Source organism: Kitasatospora sp. NPDC030952 (assembly GCF_055571335.1).
In genome coordinates, this window is sequence record NZ_JBVIFM010000001.1 from 419,632 (window position 1) to 443,070 (window position 23,439).

At 72.9% G+C, this 23,439-nt stretch carries 24 protein-coding genes and 1 tRNA gene; 11 read left to right on the forward strand and 14 right to left on the reverse strand.

Annotated features, from left to right (window positions below; genetic code table 11):
* Positions 1 to 19: 19 nt before the first annotated feature.
* Positions 20 to 166, reverse strand: coding sequence for a hypothetical protein (locus tag ACZ47G_RS01970; protein ID WP_465739490.1), 147 nt, complete (start codon positions 164 to 166; stop codon positions 20 to 22).
* A 375-nt stretch (positions 167 to 541) separates the two neighbouring features.
* On the opposite strand from ACZ47G_RS01970, the gene ACZ47G_RS01975 reads away from it, so the two are divergent.
* From ACZ47G_RS01975 to ACZ47G_RS01995, 5 genes are all read left to right on the forward strand, one after another.
* Positions 542 to 1,003 carry a hypothetical protein gene (locus tag ACZ47G_RS01975; RefSeq protein WP_465739492.1) on the forward strand — a complete coding sequence of 154 codons (462 nt, stop codon included), beginning with the start codon at positions 542 to 544 and terminating at the stop codon, positions 1,001 to 1,003.
* The gene (locus ACZ47G_RS01980) at positions 996 to 1,790 is read left to right on the forward strand and encodes a class F sortase (protein ID WP_465739494.1); all 795 of its coding nucleotides are present in this window, start codon (positions 996 to 998) and stop codon (positions 1,788 to 1,790) included. Before ACZ47G_RS01975 ends, ACZ47G_RS01980 begins: the two co-directional genes overlap by 8 nt.
* Positions 1,791 to 2,007: 217 nt before the next feature.
* A complete protein-coding gene (locus ACZ47G_RS01985) occupies positions 2,008 to 2,859 on the forward strand; it encodes a hypothetical protein (RefSeq protein WP_465739495.1) in 852 nt (283 codons plus the stop codon).
* Complete coding sequence (locus ACZ47G_RS01990) at positions 2,856 to 3,665, forward strand: response regulator (RefSeq protein WP_465739497.1); 810 nt, start codon at positions 2,856 to 2,858, stop codon at positions 3,663 to 3,665. The genes ACZ47G_RS01985 and ACZ47G_RS01990 overlap by 4 nt, the downstream gene beginning before the upstream one ends.
* 11 nt (positions 3,666 to 3,676) lie before the next feature.
* Positions 3,677 to 4,876 (forward strand): sensor histidine kinase, encoded by a 1,200-nt coding sequence (locus ACZ47G_RS01995; RefSeq protein WP_465739498.1) that lies wholly within the window; start codon positions 3,677 to 3,679, stop codon positions 4,874 to 4,876.
* Between the two features lie 65 nt (positions 4,877 to 4,941).
* On the opposite strand, the gene ACZ47G_RS02000 is transcribed toward ACZ47G_RS01995, so the two are convergent.
* Positions 4,942 to 5,015 (reverse strand) — tRNA-Thr (locus ACZ47G_RS02000).
* A 280-nt stretch (positions 5,016 to 5,295) separates the two neighbouring features.
* On the opposite strand from ACZ47G_RS02000, the gene ACZ47G_RS02005 reads away from it, so the two are divergent.
* The 3 genes from ACZ47G_RS02005 (at position 5,296) to ACZ47G_RS02015 (ending at position 7,936) form a co-directional block, all read left to right on the forward strand.
* The gene (locus ACZ47G_RS02005; protein ID WP_380461268.1) at positions 5,296 to 6,387 is read left to right on the forward strand and encodes an ABC transporter ATP-binding protein; all 1,092 of its coding nucleotides are present in this window, start codon (positions 5,296 to 5,298) and stop codon (positions 6,385 to 6,387) included.
* Between the two features lie 181 nt (positions 6,388 to 6,568).
* Entirely contained in the window at positions 6,569 to 7,012 is a 444-nt protein-coding gene (locus tag ACZ47G_RS02010; RefSeq protein ID WP_270146161.1) for a hypothetical protein, read from the forward strand.
* Positions 7,013 to 7,141: 129 nt separating this feature from the next.
* Positions 7,142 to 7,936 (forward strand): nucleotidyltransferase family protein, encoded by a 795-nt coding sequence (locus ACZ47G_RS02015; protein WP_465739499.1) that lies wholly within the window; start codon positions 7,142 to 7,144, stop codon positions 7,934 to 7,936.
* A 184-nt stretch (positions 7,937 to 8,120) separates the two neighbouring features.
* Here ACZ47G_RS02015 and ACZ47G_RS02020 read toward each other — a convergent pair whose 3' ends face one another.
* From ACZ47G_RS02020 to ACZ47G_RS02050, 7 genes are all read right to left on the reverse strand, one after another.
* Positions 8,121 to 9,698, reverse strand: a complete 1,578-nt coding sequence (locus tag ACZ47G_RS02020; RefSeq protein ID WP_465739500.1) for a DoxX family membrane protein — start codon at positions 9,696 to 9,698, stop codon at positions 8,121 to 8,123.
* Between the two features lie 258 nt (positions 9,699 to 9,956).
* On the reverse strand, positions 9,957 to 10,949 hold the full coding sequence (rlmB, locus tag ACZ47G_RS02025; RefSeq protein ID WP_465739501.1) for a 23S rRNA (guanosine(2251)-2'-O)-methyltransferase RlmB: 993 nt from the start codon (positions 10,947 to 10,949) through the stop codon (positions 9,957 to 9,959).
* A 136-nt stretch (positions 10,950 to 11,085) separates the two neighbouring features.
* Positions 11,086 to 12,480, reverse strand: coding sequence for a cysteine--tRNA ligase (gene cysS / locus ACZ47G_RS02030; protein ID WP_465739502.1), 1,395 nt, complete (start codon positions 12,478 to 12,480; stop codon positions 11,086 to 11,088).
* A 115-nt stretch (positions 12,481 to 12,595) separates the two neighbouring features.
* A complete protein-coding gene (locus ACZ47G_RS02035) occupies positions 12,596 to 12,991 on the reverse strand; it encodes a PPOX class F420-dependent oxidoreductase (protein ID WP_465739503.1) in 396 nt (131 codons plus the stop codon).
* Between the two features lie 185 nt (positions 12,992 to 13,176).
* Entirely contained in the window at positions 13,177 to 13,683 is a 507-nt protein-coding gene (gene ispF, locus ACZ47G_RS02040; protein WP_465740018.1) for a 2-C-methyl-D-erythritol 2,4-cyclodiphosphate synthase, read from the reverse strand.
* 34 nt (positions 13,684 to 13,717) lie between these two features.
* Positions 13,718 to 14,473 (reverse strand): 2-C-methyl-D-erythritol 4-phosphate cytidylyltransferase, encoded by a 756-nt coding sequence (ispD, locus tag ACZ47G_RS02045; protein ID WP_465740019.1) that lies wholly within the window; start codon positions 14,471 to 14,473, stop codon positions 13,718 to 13,720.
* A gap of 258 nt (positions 14,474 to 14,731) precedes the next feature.
* Positions 14,732 to 15,214, reverse strand: coding sequence for a CarD family transcriptional regulator (locus tag ACZ47G_RS02050; protein ID WP_030244332.1), 483 nt, complete (start codon positions 15,212 to 15,214; stop codon positions 14,732 to 14,734).
* Positions 15,215 to 15,641: 427 nt separating this feature from the next.
* On the opposite strand from ACZ47G_RS02050, the gene ACZ47G_RS02055 reads away from it, so the two are divergent.
* Positions 15,642 to 16,334, forward strand: coding sequence for a DUF461 domain-containing protein (locus ACZ47G_RS02055; protein ID WP_465739504.1), 693 nt, complete (start codon positions 15,642 to 15,644; stop codon positions 16,332 to 16,334).
* A 157-nt stretch (positions 16,335 to 16,491) separates the two neighbouring features.
* On the opposite strand, the gene phoP is transcribed toward ACZ47G_RS02055, so the two are convergent.
* The gene (phoP, locus tag ACZ47G_RS02060; RefSeq protein WP_030061050.1) at positions 16,492 to 17,187 is read right to left on the reverse strand and encodes a two-component system response regulator PhoP; all 696 of its coding nucleotides are present in this window, start codon (positions 17,185 to 17,187) and stop codon (positions 16,492 to 16,494) included.
* Positions 17,188 to 17,189: 2 nt separating this feature from the next.
* Complete coding sequence (locus tag ACZ47G_RS02065) at positions 17,190 to 18,716, reverse strand: sensor histidine kinase (RefSeq protein WP_465739505.1); 1,527 nt, start codon at positions 18,714 to 18,716, stop codon at positions 17,190 to 17,192.
* Positions 18,717 to 19,022: 306 nt separating this feature from the next.
* Between ACZ47G_RS02065 and phoU the strand changes: the two genes are divergently transcribed.
* Together phoU and ACZ47G_RS02075 are read left to right on the forward strand one after the other, a co-directional pair.
* A complete protein-coding gene (gene phoU, locus ACZ47G_RS02070) occupies positions 19,023 to 19,703 on the forward strand; it encodes a phosphate signaling complex protein PhoU (protein WP_465739506.1) in 681 nt (226 codons plus the stop codon).
* A 165-nt stretch (positions 19,704 to 19,868) separates the two neighbouring features.
* Positions 19,869 to 20,048: a hypothetical protein gene (locus tag ACZ47G_RS02075; protein WP_380461258.1), complete on the forward strand. Its 180-nt coding sequence runs from the start codon at positions 19,869 to 19,871 to the stop codon at positions 20,046 to 20,048.
* Between the two features lie 87 nt (positions 20,049 to 20,135).
* Here ACZ47G_RS02075 and ACZ47G_RS02080 read toward each other — a convergent pair whose 3' ends face one another.
* The 3 genes from ACZ47G_RS02080 to ACZ47G_RS02090 all read right to left on the reverse strand — a co-directional run bounded on the left by ACZ47G_RS02080 (position 20,136) and on the right by ACZ47G_RS02090 (position 23,374).
* Positions 20,136 to 20,732, reverse strand: a complete 597-nt coding sequence (locus tag ACZ47G_RS02080; RefSeq protein ID WP_465739507.1) for a lytic polysaccharide monooxygenase — start codon at positions 20,730 to 20,732, stop codon at positions 20,136 to 20,138.
* Positions 20,733 to 21,715: 983 nt separating this feature from the next.
* Positions 21,716 to 22,525: a hypothetical protein gene (locus tag ACZ47G_RS02085; protein WP_465739508.1), complete on the reverse strand. Its 810-nt coding sequence runs from the start codon at positions 22,523 to 22,525 to the stop codon at positions 21,716 to 21,718.
* Positions 22,526 to 22,528: 3 nt separating this feature from the next.
* Complete coding sequence (locus tag ACZ47G_RS02090) at positions 22,529 to 23,374, reverse strand: RNA polymerase sigma factor sigma-70 region 4 domain-containing protein (protein WP_465739509.1); 846 nt, start codon at positions 23,372 to 23,374, stop codon at positions 22,529 to 22,531.
* Between the last annotated feature and the right edge of the window lie 65 nt (positions 23,375 to 23,439).

Consider the following 23,439-nt stretch of genomic DNA (forward strand, 5'->3'; position numbering starts at 1 on the left):
AGACCGTGTCCGTCAGCCGTCAACGCCGGCCGTGCTTGTTCTTGCGGCCGTGCCGACGACGACCGTGACCGGTCGTGTTGTTGGTGTTGTTCCGCTCCTCCCGGTCGTTTCCGCGATCCCGGCGGGACTCCCGCATCGCCGGCAGGAGGTTGGCGAGGATGCTCATCACTGCCACCTTTCTCTCGCTTGCGTCCCCACCGAGGAGTACGGACGGGCGGGCGGGGATGCTCAGCGCGGGTGCGGGTGGGTCACCGGCTCGGTGCCGGGTGGGTCACGGCCTCGGTGCCGGGTGGGTCACGAGGCCGTTCCGGCCGGTCCGGAGACCGTTACGCAGCCGATGGGCGACCGTGACACGGCCGGGCGGGGACCGCGACACGGCCCTCCTACCGTCACTGACGACGCATCGGCCGTACGAGCACCACGGGCCGCACCGGCCGTACCCGGCCGTACGAGCACCGCGGACCGTACCGGCCGCAGGCGTCGGCGAGAACCGCGGTCTCGCCACCGACGCGTTCACCAGAGCCATGAAGGAGCACCCCCGATGAGCAGGACCCGCACCGACCGTTCGCCCGCCCGCCGTCTGCTGGCGGTCTGCGCACTGACCGGCGCCGCGCTGATGACCGTCGTCACCGGCGGACAGGCCTGGGCCGACGGGACCCCGGCGGCCCCCGCCAAGCCGTCCGCCGCTCCCGCCGCCCCCGCGGCACCGGCGGGTGCGGCGGTCGGCGGGGAGCGCACGACCCCCACCGCCACCCCCGCCCCCGTCCGGACCGGCCAGCCGGCCCCGGCGGTCGCCACCGGCACCCCGTCCCCGGCGCACGCCCCGGCCGGCTCCCAGCCGCAGGTCCGCGAGGTGCCCAAGGGTGCCGCCCAGGCCGGTGACGGCTCGGCCGCGACCGACGGCAACGGCCTGATGCTGGCCGGCGGCGGCGCCGTCGCGGCCGTCGGTGCCGGTGCGCTGGGCTTCGCCCTCCTGCGCCGCCGTTCCGGCGCGCGTGGCTGACACCCGTCCCGAGTCCGCCGGGCACCCCGGCGTCCTTCCCCCGCACCCGGCCGGGCGGGGAAGCGGCGCCGGGGCGCCCCCGGCGGCGGGGACCGACCAGCGGGGCGGTCGCGGGCGGCGGCGCGCCCCGCGCCCCGGCCCGAGCCTCCTGCAGCGAAGTGTCTTCGGCACGGCCGGCCTGCTCTGCCTCGCCCTCGGCAGCACCCTCGCACTGTCCGGCCGGGACACCCCAGTGGTGCAGATCGAGACCTCCGGCCACGACCCGGCGGCCACCGCGCCCGCGGCGAACACACCCGGCACGACCACCACCCCCGCCGGAGCGCCCACGGCCCCCGCCCTCGCCGCCTCGCCGCCCGACCGGCTGCTGATCCCCGCCATCGACGTGGACGCCCCGGTGACCGGCCTCGGCCTGAACGCCGACGGCACGGTCCAGGTGCCCTCGGCCGACCACGCCGATCAGGTCGGCTGGTACCGCAACGGACCCGCCCCGGGCGAGGCCGGCCCCGCCGTCCTGATCGGGCACCTCGACACCAAGCACGGCCCGGCGGTCTTCCAGCGCCTGCCGGAACTCCACCCGGGCGACCGGATCGGGATCCGGCGAGCGGACGGGCGCACCGTGGACTTCACGGTCCGCAGCCTGCTCCAGGCCGCCAAGGACAACTTCCCCACCGACACGGTCTACGGCGACACCCCCGGCCCCGCGCTCCGGCTGATCACCTGCGGCGGGCGGATCGGCCCGGACGGCCACTGGACGGACAACATCATCGTCCTGGCGGACCCGGCCTGACCGGGCCTTTCCTGACCGGCACGGGCCGGGGCGGGACACGACGGACCTGGCCGGGCCCGCTGCCCGGGCCCCACCGGAACGGCCGCCCGGCCGGACCGGGTAGAACTGCAGGACGACAGAACCGAACCGCAGGCGCGGCAGAACCGCAGGACGACAGAACCGCAGGCGCGGCAGAACCGCAGGCACGACCGCCCGAGCACCAGGGGGAGCAGCGACCGTGGCACCACCGACCCCGCCCCGCCGCCGCGGCGCCGTGCCCGCGGCCGCCCTCGCCGTCCTCGCCGCCCTGACCGCCCTCGGCGTGCTGGCCTTCGGCCGACCCGCCCCCGGCGGCCTGCGGGACGACGGCCCGCGGGCGGCCGTCGCCCCGCCGAGCCCGTCCGCGGTGGCCAAGCCGCTCTGGCCCGGTCTGGCCACCGCGCCACCGCCGGCCACCTCCCCGGCCGACTCGGCCACCCAGGCCCCGCCGCAGCCCGTCCCCGACCTGACCGTCCCGGGGCGCGACCTCGCCGCGGTCGACGTCCGCACCCTCCTCACCAAGGACCCGGCGGTGACCGCCGAAGAGCGGCGCGCGCTCCAGTCCTGCACCGAGTGCGAGGTGCGGGCCCCGGAGTTCCGCGACCTCACCGGCGACGGCCGGCCCGAGCTGATCACCGCCGTCACCACCCCGGGATCGCTCGTGCTGCACGTCTACTCGCTCGCCGACGACCGGGTCCTGCCGATCCTGCGGGTCCAGGTCCAGCAGGGGTTCAGCGCCGCGACCATCGACTCCGACCTGTGGCTGTACGAGCCGACCACCTACACCACCCGCACCAGCAGCCACTACCACTGGGACGGGCACCGGCTCGCCCTGGTCGAGCGGCGGGTGGAGGGCGTCGGCCTGCTGCCGCCCGCCGACCAGAACACCGAACCCCCGACCGTCACCGGCCCCGACCGCGTGCCCGCCCCGGCCCGCCCCGCCGGCGGCGGCGCGAGGCAGCCCACCCTCACCGGCGTGCCGTCCCCGTACGCCCCGCGGGCCACTCCCCAGCCGTCCGGCGTCCCCGTCCTCCCGGAAGCGAAGCGATGACCAGCGCAGCCGCCCCCGCCCAGCCGCACATCCTGCTCGTCGAGGACGACGAGGTGATCCGGGAGGCCACCCGGATGGCACTGGAGCGCTACGGCTTCCCGGTCACCACCGCCGCCGACGGCCTGGAGGGGCTGGAGGCCTTCCACGCCGTCCGCCCCGACCTGCTCCTGCTGGACGTCATGCTGCCGCTGCTCGACGGGGTCGGCCTCTGCCGCCGGATCCGGGAGGAGAGTCAGCTGCCGATCCTGATGATGTCGGCCCGCACCGACCCGGTGGACGTGGTGTCCGGGCTGGAGGCGGGCGCGGACGACTACGTGGTCAAGCCGTTCGAGAGCGCCGTGCTGGTCGCCCGGATCCGTACGGTGCTGCGCCGCATCCGGGTCGCCCCGCCGGCCGGACCCGCCCAGGCCGAATCCGCCCAGGCCGCCCCGGCCGCCCAGCCCGCCCAGCCCGCCCAGCCCGCCCAAGCCACCCCGGCCGGCTCCGACGCCGCCCCGACCGGCGAAGCCGCCCGCTCCGTCCGCCACTTCGACGGCCTGCAGGTGGACACCGACAGCATGGAGGTGCGGGTGGACGGCCGACTCGTCCCGCTCACCCCCACCGAGCTGCGCCTGCTTCTGGAGTTCACCGCCGCGCCCGGCATCGTGCTGGAACGTTCCGGCCTGCTGGAGCGGGTCTGGGACTACGAGTGGGGCGCCGACACCCGGGTGGTGGACGTCCATGTGCAGCGGCTGCGGGCCAAGATCGGCTCCGGCCGGATCGAGACCGTCCGCGGCTTCGGCTACAAGCTGCGGCGCCCGGCATGATCCTGCGCCGGATGACCCTGCGCCGCCAGATCGCCGCCGCCGTCGCCGCCATCTCCGTGCTGGTGGCGGTGGCCGTAGGTCTGCTGGTCCACCAGGCGATGATCCGTCAGCACGTCGACCAGGCCCGCAGCGCGGCCCTCACTGCCCTCGGCTCGGCCCTGACCGACTACGGCCGCGGCATCGGCGCCCCCGGCGCAGCCCTGGACGACCCGGCCCTGCCCACCCGGCTGCACGACCTCGCCACCGGGGGCCGGCAGGGCTCGCTGCTGGCCGCCGACCGGCAGGGCGAGTCGATGTGGGCGGCGGGCCCGGTCCAGGACGGGGTGCTCTCCGTCCGGGTGGACTTCACCCAGGACCGCCGGGCGATCGCCGACCTGGACCGGATCATCCTGATCACCGTCGTCGCCGCGGTCTTCACCACCGTGCTGGCCGGCGTCCTGGTCGCCGACCGGATCAGCCGCCGGCTGCGCACCGCCGCCACCGCCGCCCGGGGCATCGCGGCCGGCGGCACCGACACCCGGATCGGCGAACTCGTCGACGGGAAGGACGAGGTCGCCGACCTCGCCGCCGCCGTCGACCTGATGTCCCGCACCCTGCACCGACGGCTGGCCGACGAGCAGCGCTTCACCGCCGACGTCGCCCACGAACTGCGCACCCCGCTCACCGGCCTGGTCACCGCCGCCGAACTGCTGCCGCCCGGCCGCCCCACCCAGCTGGTGCAGAACCGGGTCCAGGCGCTGCGCGCCCTGGTCGAGGACCTCCTGGAGGTCTCCCGGCTGGACGCCGACGTGGAGTCCCCCGACCTCTCCGCCGTCCCGCTGGAACGCGCGGTCCGCCGCACCGTCACCCTCACCGGCCTCGACGTCTCGGTCCGGATCACCGCCGGCCAGGAGGTCCGCACCGACCTGCGCCGCCTGGACCGCATCCTCGGCAACCTGCTGGTCAACGCCCACCGCCACGGCGCCGGCCCGGTCGAACTCCACGTCGACGGCCGCCGCATCACCGTCCGCGACCACGGCCCCGGCTACCCCGACGACCTCCTCCACCACGGCCCCCAGCGCTTCCGCACCAACGCCCCCGAACGCGGCCGCGGCCACGGCCTCGGCCTCACCATCGCCACCGGCCACACCCGCGTCATCGGCGCCACCCTCACCTTCACCAACCACCCCGCCGGCGGCGCCCTCGCCACCCTCACCCTCCCCCCGGACTGACCCCTCCCCCCACCAACGCCGAAGGGCCGGCTCGATCGTGATCGAGCCGGCCCTTCCCGCTGCGGAGCCCCCTGTCGGGTTCGAACCGACGACCCCCGCTTTACAAGAGCGGTGCTCTGGCCAGCTGAGCTAAGGAGGCACGGTGGCCGTCCGCGAAGGATCACGGCGGCACCGGGGGCAGTCTACCGGGCCGGGGTGGTGGGGTGGGGGGATATCCGGGTGTTGGCGGGCTGGGTGGGCGTGATGGAACCGATGCCTAAATCGGGGCGGACGGGGGCTGACAAGCGGCGGGAGCGCGGGTAGCGTCGCCGGGAGCCGGTCCGGTAGTGGTTCAGACCACTGACGGGCCGACGGAGACGAACGAACCCCCTTTACTCGGATCGTCCGGCACGTTCCTGCCGGTGAAGGAGAGAACGACCATGGCTTCTGTCACGTACGACCAGGCGACCCGCACCTACCCGGGGGCGACCAAGCCCTCGGTGGACGCGCTGGACCTGGAGATCGCGGACGGCGAATTCCTCGTGCTGGTCGGCCCGTCGGGCTGCGGCAAGTCGACCAGCCTGCGCATGCTGGCCGGCCTGGAGGACGTCAACAGCGGCGCGATCCGGATCGGCGACCGGGACGTCACCCACCTGCCGCCGAAGGACCGGGACATCGCGATGGTGTTCCAGAACTACGCGCTCTACCCGCACATGACCGTCGCGGAGAACATGGGCTTCGCGCTCAAGATCGCCGGCGTGAACAAGGCGGACATCCGCACCAAGGTCGAGGAAGCCGCGAAGATCCTCGACCTCACCGAGTACCTGGACCGCAAGCCGAAGGCGCTCTCCGGCGGTCAGCGCCAGCGCGTCGCGATGGGCCGGGCGATCGTCCGCCAGCCGCAGGTCTTCCTGATGGACGAGCCGCTGTCCAACCTGGACGCCAAGCTCCGGGTGTCGACGCGTACCCAGATCGCGGGCCTGCAGCGCCGCCTGGGCATCACCACCGTGTACGTCACCCACGACCAGACCGAGGCGCTCACCATGGGCGACCGGGTCGCGGTGCTCAAGGACGGTCTGCTGCAGCAGGTCGACACCCCGCGCAACATGTACGACAAGCCCGCCAACCTGTTCGTGGCCGGCTTCATCGGTTCGCCGGCCATGAACCTGGTCGAGGTGCCGCTGGTGGACGGCGGGGTGAAGTTCGGCGGCTCGGTGGTCAACATCTCCCGCGAGGACCTGGCCGGCGCCCTCACCGACAAGACGGTGACCGTCGGCATCCGCCCCGAGCACTTCCAGATCGTCCCGGCGGGCGGCATCGAGGGCGTCGCGGTGACGGTGAACGTGGTCGAGGAGCTCGGCTCGGACGGCTTCGTCTACGGCACCACCCAGATCGGCGGAGTGGACAAGGACCTGGTCGTCCGGGTGCCCGGCCGCCAGATCCCGGCCCGCGGCGAGACGATCCACGTCGTGCCGACCGCCGAGGAGACCCACGTCTTCTCCACCGGCACCGGGGCCCGCCTCGGCCGCTGATCCCCGGCGCGCAGACCCTCGCGCAGACCCTCCTGCGGAGCCCGTCGGACCGTCCCCGGTCCGACGGGCTCCGTCCGTACACCCCCGCGTCAACACGGTGCAGGGACGAACCCGGACACCGTGTCACTCGATGGCGTGACGGAGGGCGATCCGGCCCGCACCCACCGCTACTCTCCTGAGGGTGAAGCAGCTTGTGCGCCGTATCGGCCAGACCGTCGCCCTGACCCTGCCGGTCGTCCTGGTGACCACCGGCACCCTCGCCGTGACCCGGGTCCCCTGGGCCCCACCGACCGGGCTCGATCAGCAGGTCGTGGCGGCGTCCAGCGGCGACGGCGCCGGCATCGGGCGCTCCGCCACCGCCGCCACCAAGACCGACGGCCTCGCCCCGCAGGAGTCGCTGCGGGTGGCGCTGCTGGACGAGTTGCGCGCCAAGAACCCGTCCGCCGCGCTGGACCTGCTGGAGCGCTCGATGCGCGAGCAGCCGGCCCTGACGCCGTACTGCACCTCGCTGGCCACCGAGTTGGGCAAGGCGGCGGTGCGCAAGTACCAGGGCGACGTGCAGCGGGCCCGGTCCTTCGCCCGCCCGGTCTGCGACGGCTCCTTCGCGGCCGGCGTCGTCGGCTGACCACAGCCGGCTAGCCGCAGCCGACAGTCGGCGCTCACGACGGACCCCGACGGACCCCGACGGATCAGGACCGACCCCGACTGACCGCCGGACCGCGTCAACCCCCGCCGGGCGCCCTATTGTTCAGCCATGACCGCTGACTCCGGCCCCGCCGCCGACCTCGCGTCCCCGCAGCCCCAGCAGGCCCAGCCCCGGCCGACCACGACGCCCGTCACCCAGGCCGTGATCCTGGCCGGCGGCCAGGGCTCCCGGCTGCGCCCCTACACGGACGACCGCCCCAAGCCGCTGGTCGAGATCCCGGGGACGGGCACGCCGATCCTGGGCCACCAGCTGGCCTGGCTGGCCGCCGAGGGCGTCACCGACGTCGTGGTGTCCTGCGGCCACCTCGCCGACGTGCTGGAGGAGTGGCTCGACCGGGCGGAACTGCCGCTGCGGGTACGCACGGTGGTCGAGGCCGAGCCGCTCGGGCGCGGCGGCGGCCTGAAGTACGCGGCGAAGGCGCTGCCCCGCCCGGACGAGCCCTGGTACGCCACCAACGGCGACATCTGGACCCGCTTCAGCCTGCGCGACATGGCCGCCTTCCACCACGAGCGGGACGCCGTGGCGACGCTCGCGCTGGCCCGGCCGCGGATCCCCTGGGGGGCCGTGGAGACCGACCAGTTCGGCAATGTGCTGGACTTCATCGAGGCCCCGCCCTCGCCCTTCCTGATCAACGCCGGCCTGTACGTGTTCAGCCCGGAGTTCGCCGAGCTGCTGCCGGACGTGGGCGACCACGAGCGCACCACCTTCCCCCAACTCGCCCGCAGCAAGCGGCTCGCGGGCTACCAGCTGCCGCAGGGCGTGTACTGGCGCGCGATCGACACCGCGAAGGACCTCACCGAGGCGGCCAAGGAGCTGGCCGCCTACCGCGAGAGCTCCCGCTGACGCCCGGCGGGCACGCCACAGCACTACGGCCGGGCGGGCACGCCACAGCGCCACGCCCCGGCAGGCACGCCACAGCGCCACGGCCGGGCGGGCACGCCACAGCGCCACGCCCCGGCGGGCACGCCACAGCACTACGGCCGGGTGCTCCCCCACGGAGCACCCGGCCGTAGCGCGTCCGGCCGCCTCAGGTGGCGGTCGGCGTCCCCGGACGGGAGGACTGCCCGCCGGACAGGTCGGACAGCGGGCCGCTGCCCAGCACCGGACCGCTGCCCAGCACCCCGCCGAGCAGCCCGGAGCCGTTGCTCGGGCTGGGCTTGGGCGCCGTGCCCGAGCCGCCGGGAGCCGGGGTGCGCTGGGCGGGCGCGGAGCCGGAGCCGGCCTGCGGGGCGGCGGGCGCCGGGGAGGAGCCGCCGGCCTCGGCCTTGCCGGAGTGCTTGCCGCTGGGCGTGGCACCGGCCGACTTGGCGGGGGCGCTGGAGGGCGCGGTGGCGCTCGGCGTCGGGGTGGCCGGGCGCGGGGCGGCGGGCGCGGGCGAGGTGGACGTGCCCTGGCCGCCGGGGGCGCCGGAGGGGCCGCCGGACGGCCAGACCGGGGTGCCGTACTCGCCGGCCGGTCGGCCGGGTGCCTGGTGCGGCCGGGCGCCGGTGCGGACGGCCGCGCCCAGCATCGAGCCGAGCAGCAGGGTCAGGCCGACCACGACGGTGGTGACCACCGCGCCGCGCCGCAGCACCCGGCGGCGCAGGGCGCCCGGCGCGCCCGCGCCGATCCGGCGCCAGGCCTCCAGGTTGAGCCGCCCGTCGAGCGAGGCGAACGGCGCCCCGGCGATCAGCAGCGGGCTCCAGGCCGCGAGGAAGATCAGGTCGGGGGTGTCGTACACCGGGACGGCCCGCCAGCTGACGGTGAACAGCAGCGCGGCGGAGAGCAGCATCGCCGCCCCGGCGGCGAGCCGCTGCCACAGGCCGAGGAGGGTCAGCACGCCGACCACGATCTCGGTGAACGACACCACCAGACCGGAGCCGACGGGGTGGGCCATAGCGAAGGCCAGCAGCGGCTCGGCGACCTTCCACGGGTGCAGCGAGGAGAGCCAGCGCATCATCGAGCCGCGCTCGCCGCCGTCGAAGTACACCGGGTCGCAGAGCTTGCTGAACCCGGCGTAGACGGAGAGCGAGCCCAGCACCGCGCGCAGCGGCAGCAGGACCAGCCCGAGGTCGACCCGGCGGCCGGGGTACCAGGGCTGCTTGCCGTCGGCGGCGGTGGCGGAGACCTCGGGCAGTTCGCCGCTCGGGGTCCAGCCGTGCGGTTCGCCGACCGGGCCGACGCCGGCGTCGGTGGCGGTGCCGCTGCCCTCGCGCGGCTGGCGGGGGACGGTCCGGGCGCCGGCGTAGGCGGGCAGCACCTGGGTGTCCTCGTCCAGGTCGGCGCCGGCCGGGGCGCCGCTGGTCCGTACCGCCTCCAGCAGCCGGGTGGCCGCGAGGTCCCCGGGGGCGGCCTGGCCGGTCCAGGTGACGGCGGTGACCCGGCCCTTGCGGCGCGGTGCACCGCCGGTGGCCCCGGCCAGCGCCGGGACGGCGGAGGCCGGCACGACGACCTGCGGGGTGACCAGGGGACGGCGGATCAGGCCCTGGTTGGCGTACGGGTCGCCGAACGCGGCGCCGGTGGACAGCAGTCCGGCCGGGGCCTCGATCAGCGGCGCCACCGGGGTGCCGAGCCGGAGCCGGAAGCTCGCCTGGGTGTTGCTGAGCCGCGCGGGGTCCGACGACACCTTGACGGTGTCGAGCCCGGGGCCCGCGTCTATCCCGGTGCTGCCGCCGCCGAACAGGGGGCGCCGAGGTGTTCTGGTGTCCACGTCCACGCCCGTCTAACCGGGTGACGGCCGCTTAGGACACTCTCTCGGGTGGATGTCCGGCGCATACTTGAAGTGATCATGAGAAAAGCGATCGGACCCGGTCGGGCCCGATCGCTTTTCACTCGGATCGCGGAGAATTCAGAAGTTCTCCTGCGGGCGCGGTGCCCGCCGTGCTCAGCGCTTGGCGCGCAGTCGGGCGGCCTCGTAGAGCACGATGCCCGCCGCGACACCGGCGTTCAGCGACTCGGTCAGACCGCTCATCGGGATCCGCACCCGCATGTCGCAGGTCTCCGCGACCAGTCGGGACAGGCCCTTGCCCTCGCTGCCCGCGACGATCACGACCGGGCCGGTCAGCAGCTCCAGGTCGCCCAGCTCGGCCTCGCCGTCGGCGGCCAGGCCGACCACCATCAGGCCGGCCTTCTGGTACGCCTCCAGGGCCCGGGTCATGTTGGTGGCACGGGCGACGGGCAGCCGGGCCGCGGCGCCGGAGGAGGTCTTCCAGGCACCGGCGGTCATGCCGGCCGCGCGGCGCTCGGGGATGACCACGCCGTGCGCGCCGAAGGCGGCGGCGGAGCGGACCACGGCGCCCAGGTTGCGCGAGTCGGTGACGCCGTCGAGCGCGATGATCAGCGCGTCCTGGCCGGCGTCGGCGGCCTCGGCGAGCAGGTCCTCGGGGTGGGCGTACTCGTACGGCGGGACCTGCAGCACCAGGCCCTGGTGGTTCATCCCGCCGGTCATCTGGTCCAGCTGGGGCCGCGGGGCCTCCATCAGCGGGATGCCGCGCTCGTTGGCGGCCTGGAAGGCGTCCCGGACCCGGTCGTCGGAGTCGATGAACTGCTGGACGTACAGCGCGTTGGCGGGGACGCCGCCCTGAAGGGCCTCGACCACCGAGTTGCGGCCGAAGACCAGCTCGGCGCTGCCCGCACCGCCGCGGCCACCGCGGCCGCCGGCGCCGGCCCGGCGCATGCCGGCCCGGGCCTTGGCGTCCCGCTCGCGCTTGACCGCGGCGTTGGCGGCCCGCTGCTTGGGGTGGCCCTTGCGCTCCTCACCGGGCGGGGTCGGGCCCTTGCCCTGGAGCGCCTTTCGGCTGTGCCCGCCGGTACCGACAGACGCACCCTTCTTGGATCCGGGGTTGCGGCGGTTCCTGCGTGCACTGTTGCCGGCCATGGCTGTACTTCCTGTCTGTCCGGCATGCCCGGCCGTCCCGCTCGGTGCGGCGGCGGCCTACGGCATGCGCTACGTCATGCGGGAGGGCCGCACCGGTCCGGTACGGCCCACCCATCACCCCGATCGTCAGATGGGGTTACTGGCTGTTGATCGTCCAGCGCGGGCCGGACGGGGTGTCCTCGATCACCAGCCCGGCCAGGCCGAGCTGGTCGCGGATGGCGTCCGCGGTGGCGAAGTCCTTGCGCTGTCGCGCCGCCTGCCGCTGGTCCAGGACCAGACGGACCAGCGAGTCGACCACTCCGTGGAGGTCCTCACCGCGCTCCGCCCCGGCCCACTGCGGGTCGAGCGGGTCGAGGCCCAATACACCGAGCATCGCACGGACCTCGGCCAGTCGCGCCACCACGCTCTCCTTGTCGTCCGCGTTCAGGGCGCTGTTGCCCTGGCGAACGGCGGTGTGCACGACGGCCAGCGCCTGCGGGACGCCGAAGTCGTCGTCCATCGCCTCGGCGAAGGCCGGCGGCACCTCGGGCGCCGCGTCGACCTTGCCGCAGCGCTCGACGGCCCGCTGGACGAAGCCCTCGATCCGGCCGAAACCGGCCTCGGCCTCGCGCAGCGCGTCCTCGCTGTACTCGATCATCGAGCGGTAGTGCGCGGCGCCCAGGTAGTAGCGGAGCACGATCGGGCGCCAGCGCTGGACCATCTCGGAGACCAGCACCGAGTTGCCGAGCGACTTGCTCATCTTCTCGCCGGCCATGGTGACCCAGGCGTTGTGCACCCAGAAGGCGGCGAAGTCGTCGCCGTAGGCCTTGGACTGGGCGATCTCGTTCTCGTGGTGCGGGAAGATCAGGTCCAGCCCGCCGCCGTGGATGTCGAAGGCCGGGCCCAGGTACTTGTGCACCATCGCCGAGCACTCCAGGTGCCAGCCCGGACGGCCGCGGCCCCACGGGGTCTCCCAGTTCGGCTCGCCCGGCTTGGCGGCCTTCCACATCGCGAAGTCGCGCTGGTCGCGCTTGCCGGTCTCGCCCTCGCCCTCGGGCTGGCGCAGGTCGTCGAGCTTCTGGTTGGAGAGCGCGAGGTAGTCGGGGTACGACTTCACGTCGAAGTAGACGTTGCCGTCGACCGCGTAGGCGTGGCCCTTCTCGATGAGCCCCTGCATCATCTCGATCATCTCGGGGACGTGCCCGGTGGCCCGCGGCTCGACGGTCGGCGGCAGGCAGCCCAGCGCGCTGTAACCGTCGTTGAAGGCGCGCTCGTTCTCGTAGGCGATCTGCCACCACGGCGTGCCGAGCTCGCGCTCCTTGGCGATGATCTTGTCGTCGATGTCGGTGACGTTGCGGGCGAAGGTCACCTGGTAGCCGCGGTAGGCGAACCACCGCTGCATGATGTCGAAGTTGAGCCCGGACCGGATGTGCCCGATGTGTGGCGCCGACTGGACGGTAGCGCCGCACAGGTAGATCGAGACACAACCCGGTACAAGCGGGACGAAGTCGCGTACCTGGCGGGTGCTGGTGTCGTACAGACGAATGCTCACAGCGTCAAGCGTAGTGGGCGGCGGGGGGTGCCCCGCGACATTAACCGGGAACGGACCGGGCGTTCCCCGGGGAACGGCGGGACCGCCCCGGGGAACCGCGGCCCGTCCGGACCGGTCAGATGCCGCCGACCACCTTGCGCGGCGAGAGCCGGACGACCACCCGGACGTCGTCCGGACCGTCGTACCCGTACTTCTCCTCACCGCGGTACTTGAGGCCCAGCTCGTCGATCAGCTCCCGGCCGCCCTCGGTGGTCAGCTCCACCGAACCGCGGACCTCCAGGTACTCGTACGGGTTCTCCGGCGGGTTGATCAGTAGCGAGACGCGCGGGTCCTTCACCAGGTTGAGGTGCTTGCGGCGGCCCTCGACGGTCGAGAACAGGATGTCGTCGCCGTCGCGCTTGACCCAGACCACCGAGGACTGGGGGCTGCCGTCCGGCTGGATCGTGGTGATCACGGCGAAACTCTTGCCGTCGATCAACGCCTTGGCACGGTCGGAGAGTTGGGCACTCATCGAAATCCTCTTCTCGTCGGCGGCGGTACCGGACCCGAGGGTGAGCTCCGCACGGGCCCGGACCGAACCCTACCGATTCGGACCCCTGCGACATCCGGTGAACACCCGTCAACACCGGCCTATTTCCGGCCGATCGACCGGCTGACCGATCGGCAGGTCGACCGGCCGATCGACCGGCTGCGAACTCAACGCCGTTCGTACACCAGGGCGGTGGCGATCGCGGCCAGCCCCTCGGCCCGGCCGGTCAGACCCAGGCCGTCGGTGGTGGTGCCGGAGACCGAGACCGGTGCGCCGACCGCGCCGGACAGCGCCGCCTGCGCCTCGGCCCGCCGCTTGCCGATCTTCGGCCGCACCCCGATCACCTGGACCGAGACGTTGCCGATCTCGAAGCCGGCCTCGCGCACCAGTCGGGCCGCCTCGGCGAGCAGTTTCACCCCGGAGGCACCGGCCCACTCGGGGCGGTCGGTGCCGAAGTGGGCGCCCAGGTCACCGATTCCGGCGGCCGAGAACAGCGCGTCGCAGGAGGCGTGCGCGGCGACGTCGGCGTCCGAGTGCCCGGCGAGCCCGAACTCGGCGTCCGGCCACTCCACTCCGGCCACCCAGAGCGGGCGGCCGGCCTCGAAGGCGTGCACATCGGTGCCGATCCCCACCCGGGGGATCAGGGGCCCAGCAGGAATCGACTCGGCAGGCATCGACCCAGTGAGCATCGACTCGGCAGGCATCGGCTCAGTAGGCATCGGCGGCCCTCCGGCGGGCGAGTACGGCCTCGGCGAGGACGAGGTCCAACGGACGGGTGACCTTGAACGCCTCCTCGTGGCCGGGCACCACGACGACCGTGCCGCCGTAGCGCTCCACCAGTCCGGCGTCGTCGGTGACCGGCGGGGCGTCGGCGCCGCCGGCGGACTCCTCGGCCAGCGCCTTGGCGTGCACCTCGACCAGGGCGGCCCGGTCGAAGCCCTGCGGGGTCTGCACCGCGCGCAGGGTGGCGCGCTCGGGCGTGTCGAGCACCGGCTCGGGGTGGCCCGGGTTCGGCTCGACCCGCTTCACGGTGTCGGCCAGCGGCACCGCGGGCACCACCGCCGGCGCCCCGGCCCGGACGGCGGCCGCGACGGCGTCCACCACCTCGACCGGGACGAGCGGGCGGGCCGCGTCGTGCACCAGGACGATCCCGACCTCCTCGGGGATCGCGGCCAGGCCCAGCCGGACCGACTCCTGACGGGTCGCGCCGCCGGCCACCACCCGGATGTCCTTGCCGTCCAGCCCGTGGCTGTCCAGCAGGGCGACCACCTCGGCCACCCCGTCGGCGGGCGCGGCGACCACGACCAGGCCGACCGCCCGGCTGCGGGCGAGGGCCCGTACGGCGTGCACCAGGAGCGGCACGCCGCCCAGTTCCCGCAGGGCCTTCGGGGCGCCGGGCCCCAGCCGCTCACCCCGGCCGGCGGCGGGCACCACTGCTGCTGCGACTGCTGCTGACGCGTTCAGGTTTCACTCCTTCGGCGAAGTGGGTATGGCCATGGCGTGCCCGGCGGGCGCGGGGCCCCTTCCGAAGAACCACTGGTCCACTGCCCGCCGCACAACTGCGCAGAAACGGTCTTGCAGGCCTGGACCGGCTCGGGTGGGGGGCGTCGTCCGGACACGCCTCAGCGCCCGGAGTGCCACTGCACCACCCCCGGACGGTTCGTCCTGGGAGCGGCACGCCGGCACCGGGCGCTGTGGGCGTTGGGCGGCAGCCCGACCGCACTACGAGGCGAGCACCTCGTCGAGCAGCGTCTCCGCCTTGTCCTCGTTGGTGTTCTCCGCCAGCGCGAGCTCGCTGACGAGGATCTGGCGCGCCTTCGCGAGCATCCGCTTCTCGCCGGCCGAGAGGCCGCGCTCGCGCTCGCGACGCCAGAGGTCGCGCACGACCTCGGCGACCTTGATAACGTCGCCCGAGGCGAGCTTCTCCAGGTTCGCCTTGTAGCGACGGGACCAGTTGGTCGGCTCTTCGGTGTACGGTGCGCGGAGCACCTCGAAGACCCGGTCCAGACCCTCCTGGCCGACCACATCGCGCACGCCGACGAACTCCGCGTTCTCGGCGGGCACGCGGAGCGTCAGGTCTCCCTGCTGCACCTTGAGCACCAGGTAGGTCTTGTCCACACCTTTGATCTGGCGAATTTCGATGGCCTCGATCAGCGCGGCCCCGTGATGGGGGTAGACCACCGTGTCGCCAACCTTGAACGTCATGTGACAGGACCCCTTCCGTGGCTTTCCAGAATAACACGCCTTGCGGCGCACCCGAAGGGCGTTTTCGCAGGTCAGGGCCGGTCTCGGGGCTTGACAAGGACCCCCATGACGTGCTGCGACCGATGTTCGAGACGGGCTTCCCGCAGGTCGGAGGCGGTTCCGAGGTCCGACGAAACCCTTGCGCAACACCCCCGCAGCCATGATTGGATCTTGAGCTTTCACCCCTTTCCGGGTCGTGATCAGATCGTTATTCGATCTTGGTCGAAGCTTGTCCTGCTGGTGACCGGTTCATGCCATGGGTACCGCCGTCCGGCCCCCGCGCGGCCCCCGGAGTGCGACACGGGGACCACCCCGTGAGGACGGCATAAGTGAGGTCGATAATCTGAGACCTGACCTGTCGACACTTGACCTAGGAGTTGCCGCCGCCGTGAGCCGCAGCCTTCGACGCGGCAGCATCGCCGCCATCGCCGCCATCGCCATCGCCTCGCTGTCCTCCTGTGCCGCGAGCAACACGCCGGACACCTTGCAGGTCAAGCCGGACAACGCGGCGGCGACCCTTGGGACCAACCTTCGACTGAACAACATCGTTGTCGTCACCGGGGTCGGCGCCTCGGGTGACTACACGGGCCCCGCCAACGTGGTCGTGAACATCTCCAACACGGCCACCACCCCGGCCGAGCTGCAGTCGATCACCGTCGGCAGCGCCAACGCCACCTTCGCGGACGCCGCGGGCGCCCCGCAGCCCACCATCGTCATCCCGGCCGGTGGCTCGGTGGCGATCGGCGGCCAGGGCAACCCGTCCGCCACCCTCGGCTCGGCCTCCGTCCACGTCGGCGGTTTCGCCCCCACCACCTTCGCTTTCAAGGACGGCCAGAAGGTCGACGCCCAGGCCGGCGTCAGCCCGGACTCCGACAAGGGCCTGTACCAGGGCTACGGCCCGACCCCGTCGGCCGCGCCCACCAAGAGCGCCTCCCCGGCCGCCACCGCCCCGGCCACGCCGACCACCGGTGCCACCACCCCGGGCGCTCCGGCCACCCCGGCGACCGGTGCCACCACGCCGGCCACCACGGGTGCCCCGGTCGCGCCGGTCTCCGGCACCACCGCTCCGGCCGCCCACTGACGCTGCGCACACCGCCTCCCGCCGACCCTTCCGGGTCGGCGCGGGGCTTCGTGCGTCCCGGGGACCGCTCCCCCGGTCAAGGCCGGTGCCGCACAACGCGAAGGCCCCCGCCGACAGTCGTCGGCAGGGGCCTTCCGCGTCTTCGCGGGCCCGCGGTTTACGGCTCGAACTTGTAGCCCAGGCCGCGGACGGTGACCAGGTAGCGCGGCGCGCCCGGGTCGGGCTCGATCTTCGCCCGCAGGCGCTTCACGTGGACGTCCAGGGTCTTGGTGTCGCCGACGTAGTCCGCGCCCCAGACCCGGTCGATCAGCTGCATCCGGGTGAGCACCCGGCCCGCGTTGCGCAGCAGCATCTCCAGCAGGTCGAACTCCTTGAGCGGCAGGTCGACCTTGGCGCCGTCCACCGTCACCACGTGCCGGTCCACGTCCATCCGGACCGGGCCCGCCTCCAGGGCGCCCGGGCCGCCGCCGTTCTCGCCCGCGCCGCCGTCCTCGCCGCGGCGCCGCAGCACCGCGCGGATCCGGGCGACCAGCTCACGGGTGGAGTAGGGCTTGGTGACGTAGTCGTCAGCGCCTATCTCCAGGCCGACGACCTTGTCGATCTCGCTGTCCTTGGCGGTCACCATGATCACCGGGACGTTGGAACGCACCCGGAGCTGGCGGCAGACCTCGGTGCCCGGCAGGCCCGGCAGCATCAGGTCGAGCAGGACGAGGTCGGCGCCGTTGCGTTCGAACTGCTCCAGGGCGTCCGGGCCGGTCGCGGCGACGGCCACCTCGAAGCCCTCCTTGCGGAGCATGTACGAGAGGGCGTCGCTGAACGACTCCTCGTCCTCGACCACCAGTACTCGGGTCACGATCAGGCCTCCGGGGCAAGCTGGGTTGTCTTTGTCAGGGGTTGTTCCCGCTCCCCGGCGGGGAGCGAACGGGCCGCACGGTGGGTGCGGTCCGTGGTGAGGGTCCGGGGTGCCGTGGCGGGCCCGGCGGTGTCGGCACCGGGCTCGTCGCGGGGTTCGTCGGTGGGGTCGTCGCGGGGTTCGTCGGTGGTGGACCCGGCGCCGTCGAGGTCCGGGTCGGGGCCGTCGTCGAGGTCGTCGTCGACGTCACCGAGGTCGTCGTAGTCCTCGAAGTCGTCGATGCCGTCGATGCCGCCGAGGTCGTCGTCGCCGTCGTCGGTGGGGGCCTGGCCGGCGGGCAGGCGGACGGTGAAGGTCGAGCCCTGCCCCTCGACGCTCCACACCGAGACGGTGCCGCCGTGCGAGGCGGCCACGTGCTTGACGATGGACAGGCCGAGGCCGGTGCCGCCGGTCTGCCGGGAGCGGGCCGGATCGACCCGGTAGAAGCGCTCGAAGACCCGCTCGCGGTCCTTCTCGGAGATGCCGATGCCCTGGTCGGTCACCGAGATCTCGATCAGCTCGCCGTCCGCCTCGCCGAGCGCGGCGGCGCTGGAGATCCGACGGGTGGCGATGGCCACCCGGGTGCGGGGCGGGCTGTAGTTGACGGCGTTCTCCACCAGGTTGCCGAGCGCCGCGGCGAGCTGGCCGCGGTTGCCGTGCAGGTAGAGCCCGGCGATGCCGCCGGCCGCGATCAGGATCTGCTTGGCGGCGGCCTGCTGGCGGCAGCGGTCGATCGCCTCGGCGATCAGCTCGTCCACCGCGACCGGCTCCGGGTCGACCATCAGCCGGTCGTCCTGGACCCGGGAGAGGTCGATGATCTCCTGCACCAGGCTGGCCAGGCGGGCCGCCTCGACCTGCATCCGGCCGGCGAAGCGCTGCACCGCCTCCGGGTCGTCGGACGCGTCGACGACCGCTTCGGAGAGCAGCGACAGGGCGCCGACCGGGGTCTTCAGCTCATGGCTGACGTTGGCCACGAAGTCCCGGCGGACGGCCTCCACCCGGCGGCGCTCGGTCTGGTCCTCGACCAGCACCAGCACCAGCCGGGAGCCCAGCGGGGCGACCCGGACGGAGACCGCGAGCGGCTCGGCCGCGCGGGCCGCGCCCGGGCGGGGCACCTCCAGCTCGACCTGCCGGATCTCGCCGTCCCGGCGGGTGGCGCGGGCCAGCGCGAGCATCGGGTCCACGGCGACGGCACCGCCGCGCACCAGGCCCATCGCGTACGCCGCCGAGCTGGCCTTGACCACCTCGTCGCCCTCGCCCAGCACGATCGCGCAGGAGCGGAGCACCGAGAGCACGGTGTCGACCCCCGGCGGCAGCGGGGGCTCCGGGGCGCCGGTGCCCAGTGCCTGGTACCGGCCGTATTGCTTTCCGCCGGTGTGCTTGCCCTTGGCCTGCTCGCGCTCGCTCCAGCGGAAGGCGATGGAGGCGGTGAGGCCGACGCCGAGCCCGGCTATGGCACAGGCGGCGGCAGCGGCCACATTCACGTCCATGTGGTCAGCGTAAGCGCACGGCCTGGCCACTCCCCAAGGGCTGAGTCAAGGCATCGACCATGCGTTGCCGAGAATTCACCTTCACGTAGCTGCCGATTCACCGCACCGGCCGTGCGTCGTCGCCCGAACGGCACAGAGTTGGCCAGGCAGCCCGTGTGGGAGAGATCGCTGCGCCGAACAGCGGCCACGGTCTCGGGTGTGCGCGTACCATTCGCGCCACCAGCAGCGGTCGCCCGAACCCCGGAACGATGGTCGGACGGGCTGACCGGTCGGCACCGCCACCGACACAGCTACTGAGGAGAGAACATGCGCGACGCGTACCACGAGGAACTCGATGCGATCGGCGACAGCCTGGTCGAGATGGCCCGGCTGGTCGGCTCCGCCCTGGGCCGGGCCACCACCGCACTCCTCGACGCGGACCTGGCGCTGGCGGAGGGCGTGATCGCCGCCGACGAGAAGATCAACGATCTCCACCACGAGCTCGAGAACCGCGCCATCGACCTGCTCGCCCGGCAGCAGCCCGTCGCCACCGACCTGCGCATCGTGGTCACCTCGCTGCGGATGAGCGCCGACCTGGAGCGCTGCGGGGACCTCGCCCGGCACGTCGCCAAGGTCGCGCGGATGCGCTACCCCGAGTCGGCGGTGCCGGCCGACCTGCACTCCACCGTCCTGGAGATGGGCCAGCTCGCCCAGCGCCTGGTGGCCAAGGCGGGCCTGGTGATCGCGACCAAGGACGTCGACAAGGCCCTGGAGATGGAGCAGGACGACGACCGGATCGACGCCCTGCACCGCGAGCTGCTGTCGCACCTGATCGACGAGCGCTGGCACCACGGCATCGAGACCGCCGTCGACATCACCCTGGTCGGTCGCTACTACGAGCGCTTCGCGGACCACGCGGTGTCGATCGCCAAGCGCGTGGTCTACCTGGTCACCGGCGAGCACGTGGCCGAGTTCGTGGCCGCCACCGAGGCCGCCGAGGCGGAGTGAGTCCCGCTCACTCCCGGGGGTGAGTAAACCTGTGGCGAGGGTGGTGCGGGTGCACGGTTTTCCGGGCGCTCCACCACTGCGCGCCTGTTGACGCTCCCTCCGAACGGCGGCTTCACTCGACGGTGGGGCACCGGAGTGTGCCCGTCACTAGGAGGGAAGCGCTCGATGAAGGCCAACCCGACCCGACCGGCACCCGCCCACACCACCGTCGAGCCGCCCGCCCCGAAGCTCTTGCCCGTCCTCGCGGCGGGCTGTGGCTGCGGCCCGGGCTGCGGCTGCGGCTGCCAGTCCGGGGCGCCCTGCCAGTGCGGCGGCGCCGACGGCGGCTGCTGCGGCGGCCACTGAGGCAGCCCGCCGCGAAGGAGCCCGGAGGCGTCCCGGGGTGCACGCCCGTGCACCCCGGGACGCCTCGTCTCCTGGCCGTCCGGGTCGTCAGAACCGGACGTCGGTGCAGGAGTAGAAGGCGTTGCCGGTGTCGGCGATGGTCCAGACCGCCACGACCACCTGGTGCCCGGTGCGCCCGCCGGGGACGGTCGCGGTGTGGCTGAGGGTGCTCGGCACCTGCTGCCCGCCGTAGGGGACGGTCAGGAAGGGCGTCAGGTCGAGGCTGTCCCGGGTGATCGGCTGGGAGGCGTCGTACCCGGGCTTGGTGAGGTAGTACTCGAAGTCGGTGGTCGCGTGCCGGGCGGTGAACTTCCAGGTGAAGGTGAGCTGCCGGCCGGCCGTCACCGGTGTGGTCGGCCAGGCGCCGCCGTGCGGGTCGTCCAGTTCGGCGAAGCGGGAGTTGCCGCCGGCGCAGATGGTGCCGTCCGAGGGCCCGGCCGCCGGGAAGCCCTTCGGGCCCTCGACGCTCTGCGGCTCCCACTGGATGTCGCCGCAGTCCCACGGGACGGCGCTCGCGTCCGCGTCGCAGAGCGCGGCCCGGCTGGGCGGGCCGGTGATGTAGCCGTGGGACTGGGCCGGGAAGGCCAGGGTGAGCGGGATCGCCAGCGCGGCGACGGCCGCCCCGACCAGATGACGTGTGCGCATGGTGCTCCTCCGTGGGGGTGGATGGAGAGTGCGCCGGGGCGCAGACGCGCGCGCGTTGGGGGTGCGGCGGCCGGGACATGGGGGAACCCTTGGCATGCCTGCGCCAGCCCGGTGCCCCCACGGTAGGAGCCGGCGCGGGCGGCCGTCAATGGTCTGAACCATTTTGGGCCGAGCCCCAACTGCCGCCCGGTACAAGCCGGTTGAACGACGAAGGCCCCGCCCCCGGCGAACCGGGAGCGGGGCCTTCACGGCAAGTGGGTTACTTCTTGCCCTGGGTCTGGCCTGTCAGTTTTCCGGGCCTGATCAAGGGTCTCTGACCTGGGACTGAGTCGTCGACAGCTGTCATCGTTGGCCGCCCTTGATCGACGCCGGACGGCCCACAGACGGCCCAGAAGCTAGCGCCACCCCACCCGGGAGGCACGCTTGCCACCCAGGAGCAATGCAGCGAGCGCAGCGCAGTCGACGAGCGCCTGATGCAGATACCCGGCCGGCACCGCGAGAACGATGACGACCACGATGACGGCGACAGCCCACGGAAGCCCGTCGACAGTTGACAGGGGATGCGGGACAGGGGTCAAACTCATAGGGATGCCTCCACGGCGTCAGCAGCCCGCACGCGTCGCTCTTGGCTTGGACCCCCTGAGCGGCGTGCGCGGGCTTTTTGCTTGAGCCACCATGATGGTCAGTCACCACCCCGCCAGCGCAAACCATCCCGCGGGCCCAGCAGGACGCCTCAACCGGCTAAAGACGTCGCACTTTACGGGCATCCAATCGGCGGCGCCTCGCACCACCGAACAGTCCTTGACCTGGGGCTATGACCCCCTACCACAGGCCGGGAGCAACCCGTTGTGACATGAAAAAGGATACCACGTAAAACGCACTCAATCCGATTGAAATGCCCGGTTTATAACCATATGCCAGTGACGCAAGTCACATAAAAGAATTCTGCTCGCGCTTCATTCCAATTGGCCTCACCGGCCACCTCAAGGCAGTCGACAAAACGCCACAGCAGCATCGTCGCCAGACTTGAATCGCGGCCACCGAAGCCCATCCGGGTCCGTGGCCTCGACCTTCCGGACCGCCGAAATCAGCCCATCGGCGCCGGCCTCCCGGAGCGTCGCGAAGGCGTCCGCCCAGGATGCGGCGCGGTACTCCGTGACGAGTCGCGAGGCTCCGTCGGACAGGACGACCGCCGCCCGGACGTCGGCCAGCGGCACCGTGCCCGTCAGCGCATGGTGTGCCGCTTCGCCGCTGGAGGCGGCCACCCAGTAGCCGTCCACGGTGTTCCGGGTGAGCCGCTGGGCCTCGACCATCCGGCGGACCGCCTCGGTGTGCTCAGGCGTCCCGGTGGCGAACCGTTCCGTCTCAACACGGAGTTCCGGCACCACGGTGTCCACCCGCAGGTCAGTGACCACCTGGTAGTCGTCGGCCCGCTCGAAGACGATCGGCGAATCGGCGAGAACCAGGTAGTCGAAGCGGTCGGCTCCGGCCCGCAGGACCGAGACCGTTGCCGATGGCGTACCGGGATTGCCGAGGTCGCACCCGGGGTGAAGCGCGGCCACCTGGTCGAGGGCCTGCTCCAGCCCATCAGCCAGCGGCCGGCCGGGCTCTGCCAGCGCAGCCACCAGATGGCCGCCCAACTGTGCGACGTACCAAGGGACTCCGTGACGACAGCCGGTGTCCAGCCCGACCGTGCTCAGGCCGTCGAGAACGACGGCGAACGTGGGCGTGGCCGCCACCCAGTCTTCGTTCGGGTTCGCGCCACCCGGAGCGGTGGCGATGGAGACGCGCATCTGTCAGCCCTCGTGTCGGTAGATCGGGGTAACCCTGCTGCTCTCCAGAACTTCCAGGGTCTTCGGGTCGTAACGGCAGGAGATGAGCGTGGAGAAACGCTTCGCCCGAACCTCGCGGTACAGCTCGCTGAGGTGGTTCTCCAGGTAGTGCACGACGCCGTTCGCGCCGATCGCGTGGATGCCCGCGATGTAAAGGAACGTCCCCTTGCCGTCGAGGCGAGGCAGGCGGGCAAGGTAGCCGACGTCCCCGGCCGTGCCGTCCACGTCGAGCGGGGATCGGTACTCGGTCTCGGTGTGCAGGTCCACCAGATGCCAGGCGTCGTCCTTGCGGAATCGCAGGTTGTCGTCGCCTTCGATCACCTGGGCCACGATCGGGGACAGCCGCGGGCCGCAGATGACGATCAGGTGCTCGCGGTTGAGATTCACGATGCCGGACGGCGGGATCACCTCGTAGTCCGAGTCGAGCTTGAGCCCCGTGAACAGCTTGCGCAGGTGCTCGTAGTTGCTCAGATCTTCCCTGGTCACGACCTCGCTTGGGTTCTCCTCCAGGGACTTCCCTGCCTCATATTTACCTGCGACCGCCACGGTCATCGGCCCCAGCCCGAAGAACGCGCGCTCCGGGGCGGGGCCGGCCGACGCGAGCTGACCGACGCGCCCACGGCTTACGCCGAGCAGAGCAGCGATCTCGGTCTGCGACATGCCCGACGCCGACGCCTCTTCGATGGCTTCCCGGCGGACGCGGGACAGCTCGACCACCCGGTTCTGGTAGTCGGCCATCAGGGCAATTGCCGCCTTGGCCCGTTCGATCGGGACGGCCACGTTGGCCACCCGCTCAAGCTCCTCGTGCATCGTGATCCCTTCACCGCTTAGGGGGGCGAAGCAAGCCTACCGCTAGAGGGGCTTGACGCACAGAT

Excerpts from the sequence above, each read along its gene's own strand:
- ACZ47G_RS01970 (WP_465739490.1), bottom strand. The coding sequence starts at position 166 with ATGAGCATCCTCGCCAACCTCCTGCCGGCGATGCGGGAGTCCCGCCGG.
- ACZ47G_RS01975 (WP_465739492.1), top strand. The coding sequence starts at position 542 with ATGAGCAGGACCCGCACCGACCGTTCGCCCGCCCGCCGTCTGCTGGCG.
- ACZ47G_RS01990 (WP_465739497.1), top strand. The coding sequence starts at position 2,856 with ATGACCAGCGCAGCCGCCCCCGCCCAGCCGCACATCCTGCTCGTCGAG.
- ACZ47G_RS01995 (WP_465739498.1), top strand. The coding sequence starts at position 3,677 with ATGACCCTGCGCCGCCAGATCGCCGCCGCCGTCGCCGCCATCTCCGTG.
- ACZ47G_RS02005 (WP_380461268.1), top strand. The coding sequence starts at position 5,296 with ATGGCTTCTGTCACGTACGACCAGGCGACCCGCACCTACCCGGGGGCG.
- ACZ47G_RS02015 (WP_465739499.1), top strand. The coding sequence starts at position 7,142 with ATGACCGCTGACTCCGGCCCCGCCGCCGACCTCGCGTCCCCGCAGCCC.
- rlmB (WP_465739501.1), bottom strand. The coding sequence starts at position 10,949 with ATGGCCGGCAACAGTGCACGCAGGAACCGCCGCAACCCCGGATCCAAG.
- ACZ47G_RS02035 (WP_465739503.1), bottom strand. The coding sequence starts at position 12,991 with ATGAGTGCCCAACTCTCCGACCGTGCCAAGGCGTTGATCGACGGCAAG.
- ispF (WP_465740018.1), bottom strand. The coding sequence starts at position 13,683 with ATGCCTGCCGAGTCGATTCCTGCTGGGCCCCTGATCCCCCGGGTGGGG.
- ACZ47G_RS02050 (WP_030244332.1), bottom strand. The coding sequence starts at position 15,214 with ATGACGTTCAAGGTTGGCGACACGGTGGTCTACCCCCATCACGGGGCC.
- ACZ47G_RS02065 (WP_465739505.1), bottom strand. The coding sequence starts at position 18,716 with ATGGACGTGAATGTGGCCGCTGCCGCCGCCTGTGCCATAGCCGGGCTC.
- phoU (WP_465739506.1), top strand. The coding sequence starts at position 19,023 with ATGCGCGACGCGTACCACGAGGAACTCGATGCGATCGGCGACAGCCTG.
- ACZ47G_RS02075 (WP_380461258.1), top strand. The coding sequence starts at position 19,869 with ATGAAGGCCAACCCGACCCGACCGGCACCCGCCCACACCACCGTCGAG.
- ACZ47G_RS02080 (WP_465739507.1), bottom strand. The coding sequence starts at position 20,732 with ATGCGCACACGTCATCTGGTCGGGGCGGCCGTCGCCGCGCTGGCGATC.
- ACZ47G_RS02085 (WP_465739508.1), bottom strand. The coding sequence starts at position 22,525 with ATGCGCGTCTCCATCGCCACCGCTCCGGGTGGCGCGAACCCGAACGAA.
- ACZ47G_RS02090 (WP_465739509.1), bottom strand. The coding sequence starts at position 23,374 with ATGCACGAGGAGCTTGAGCGGGTGGCCAACGTGGCCGTCCCGATCGAA.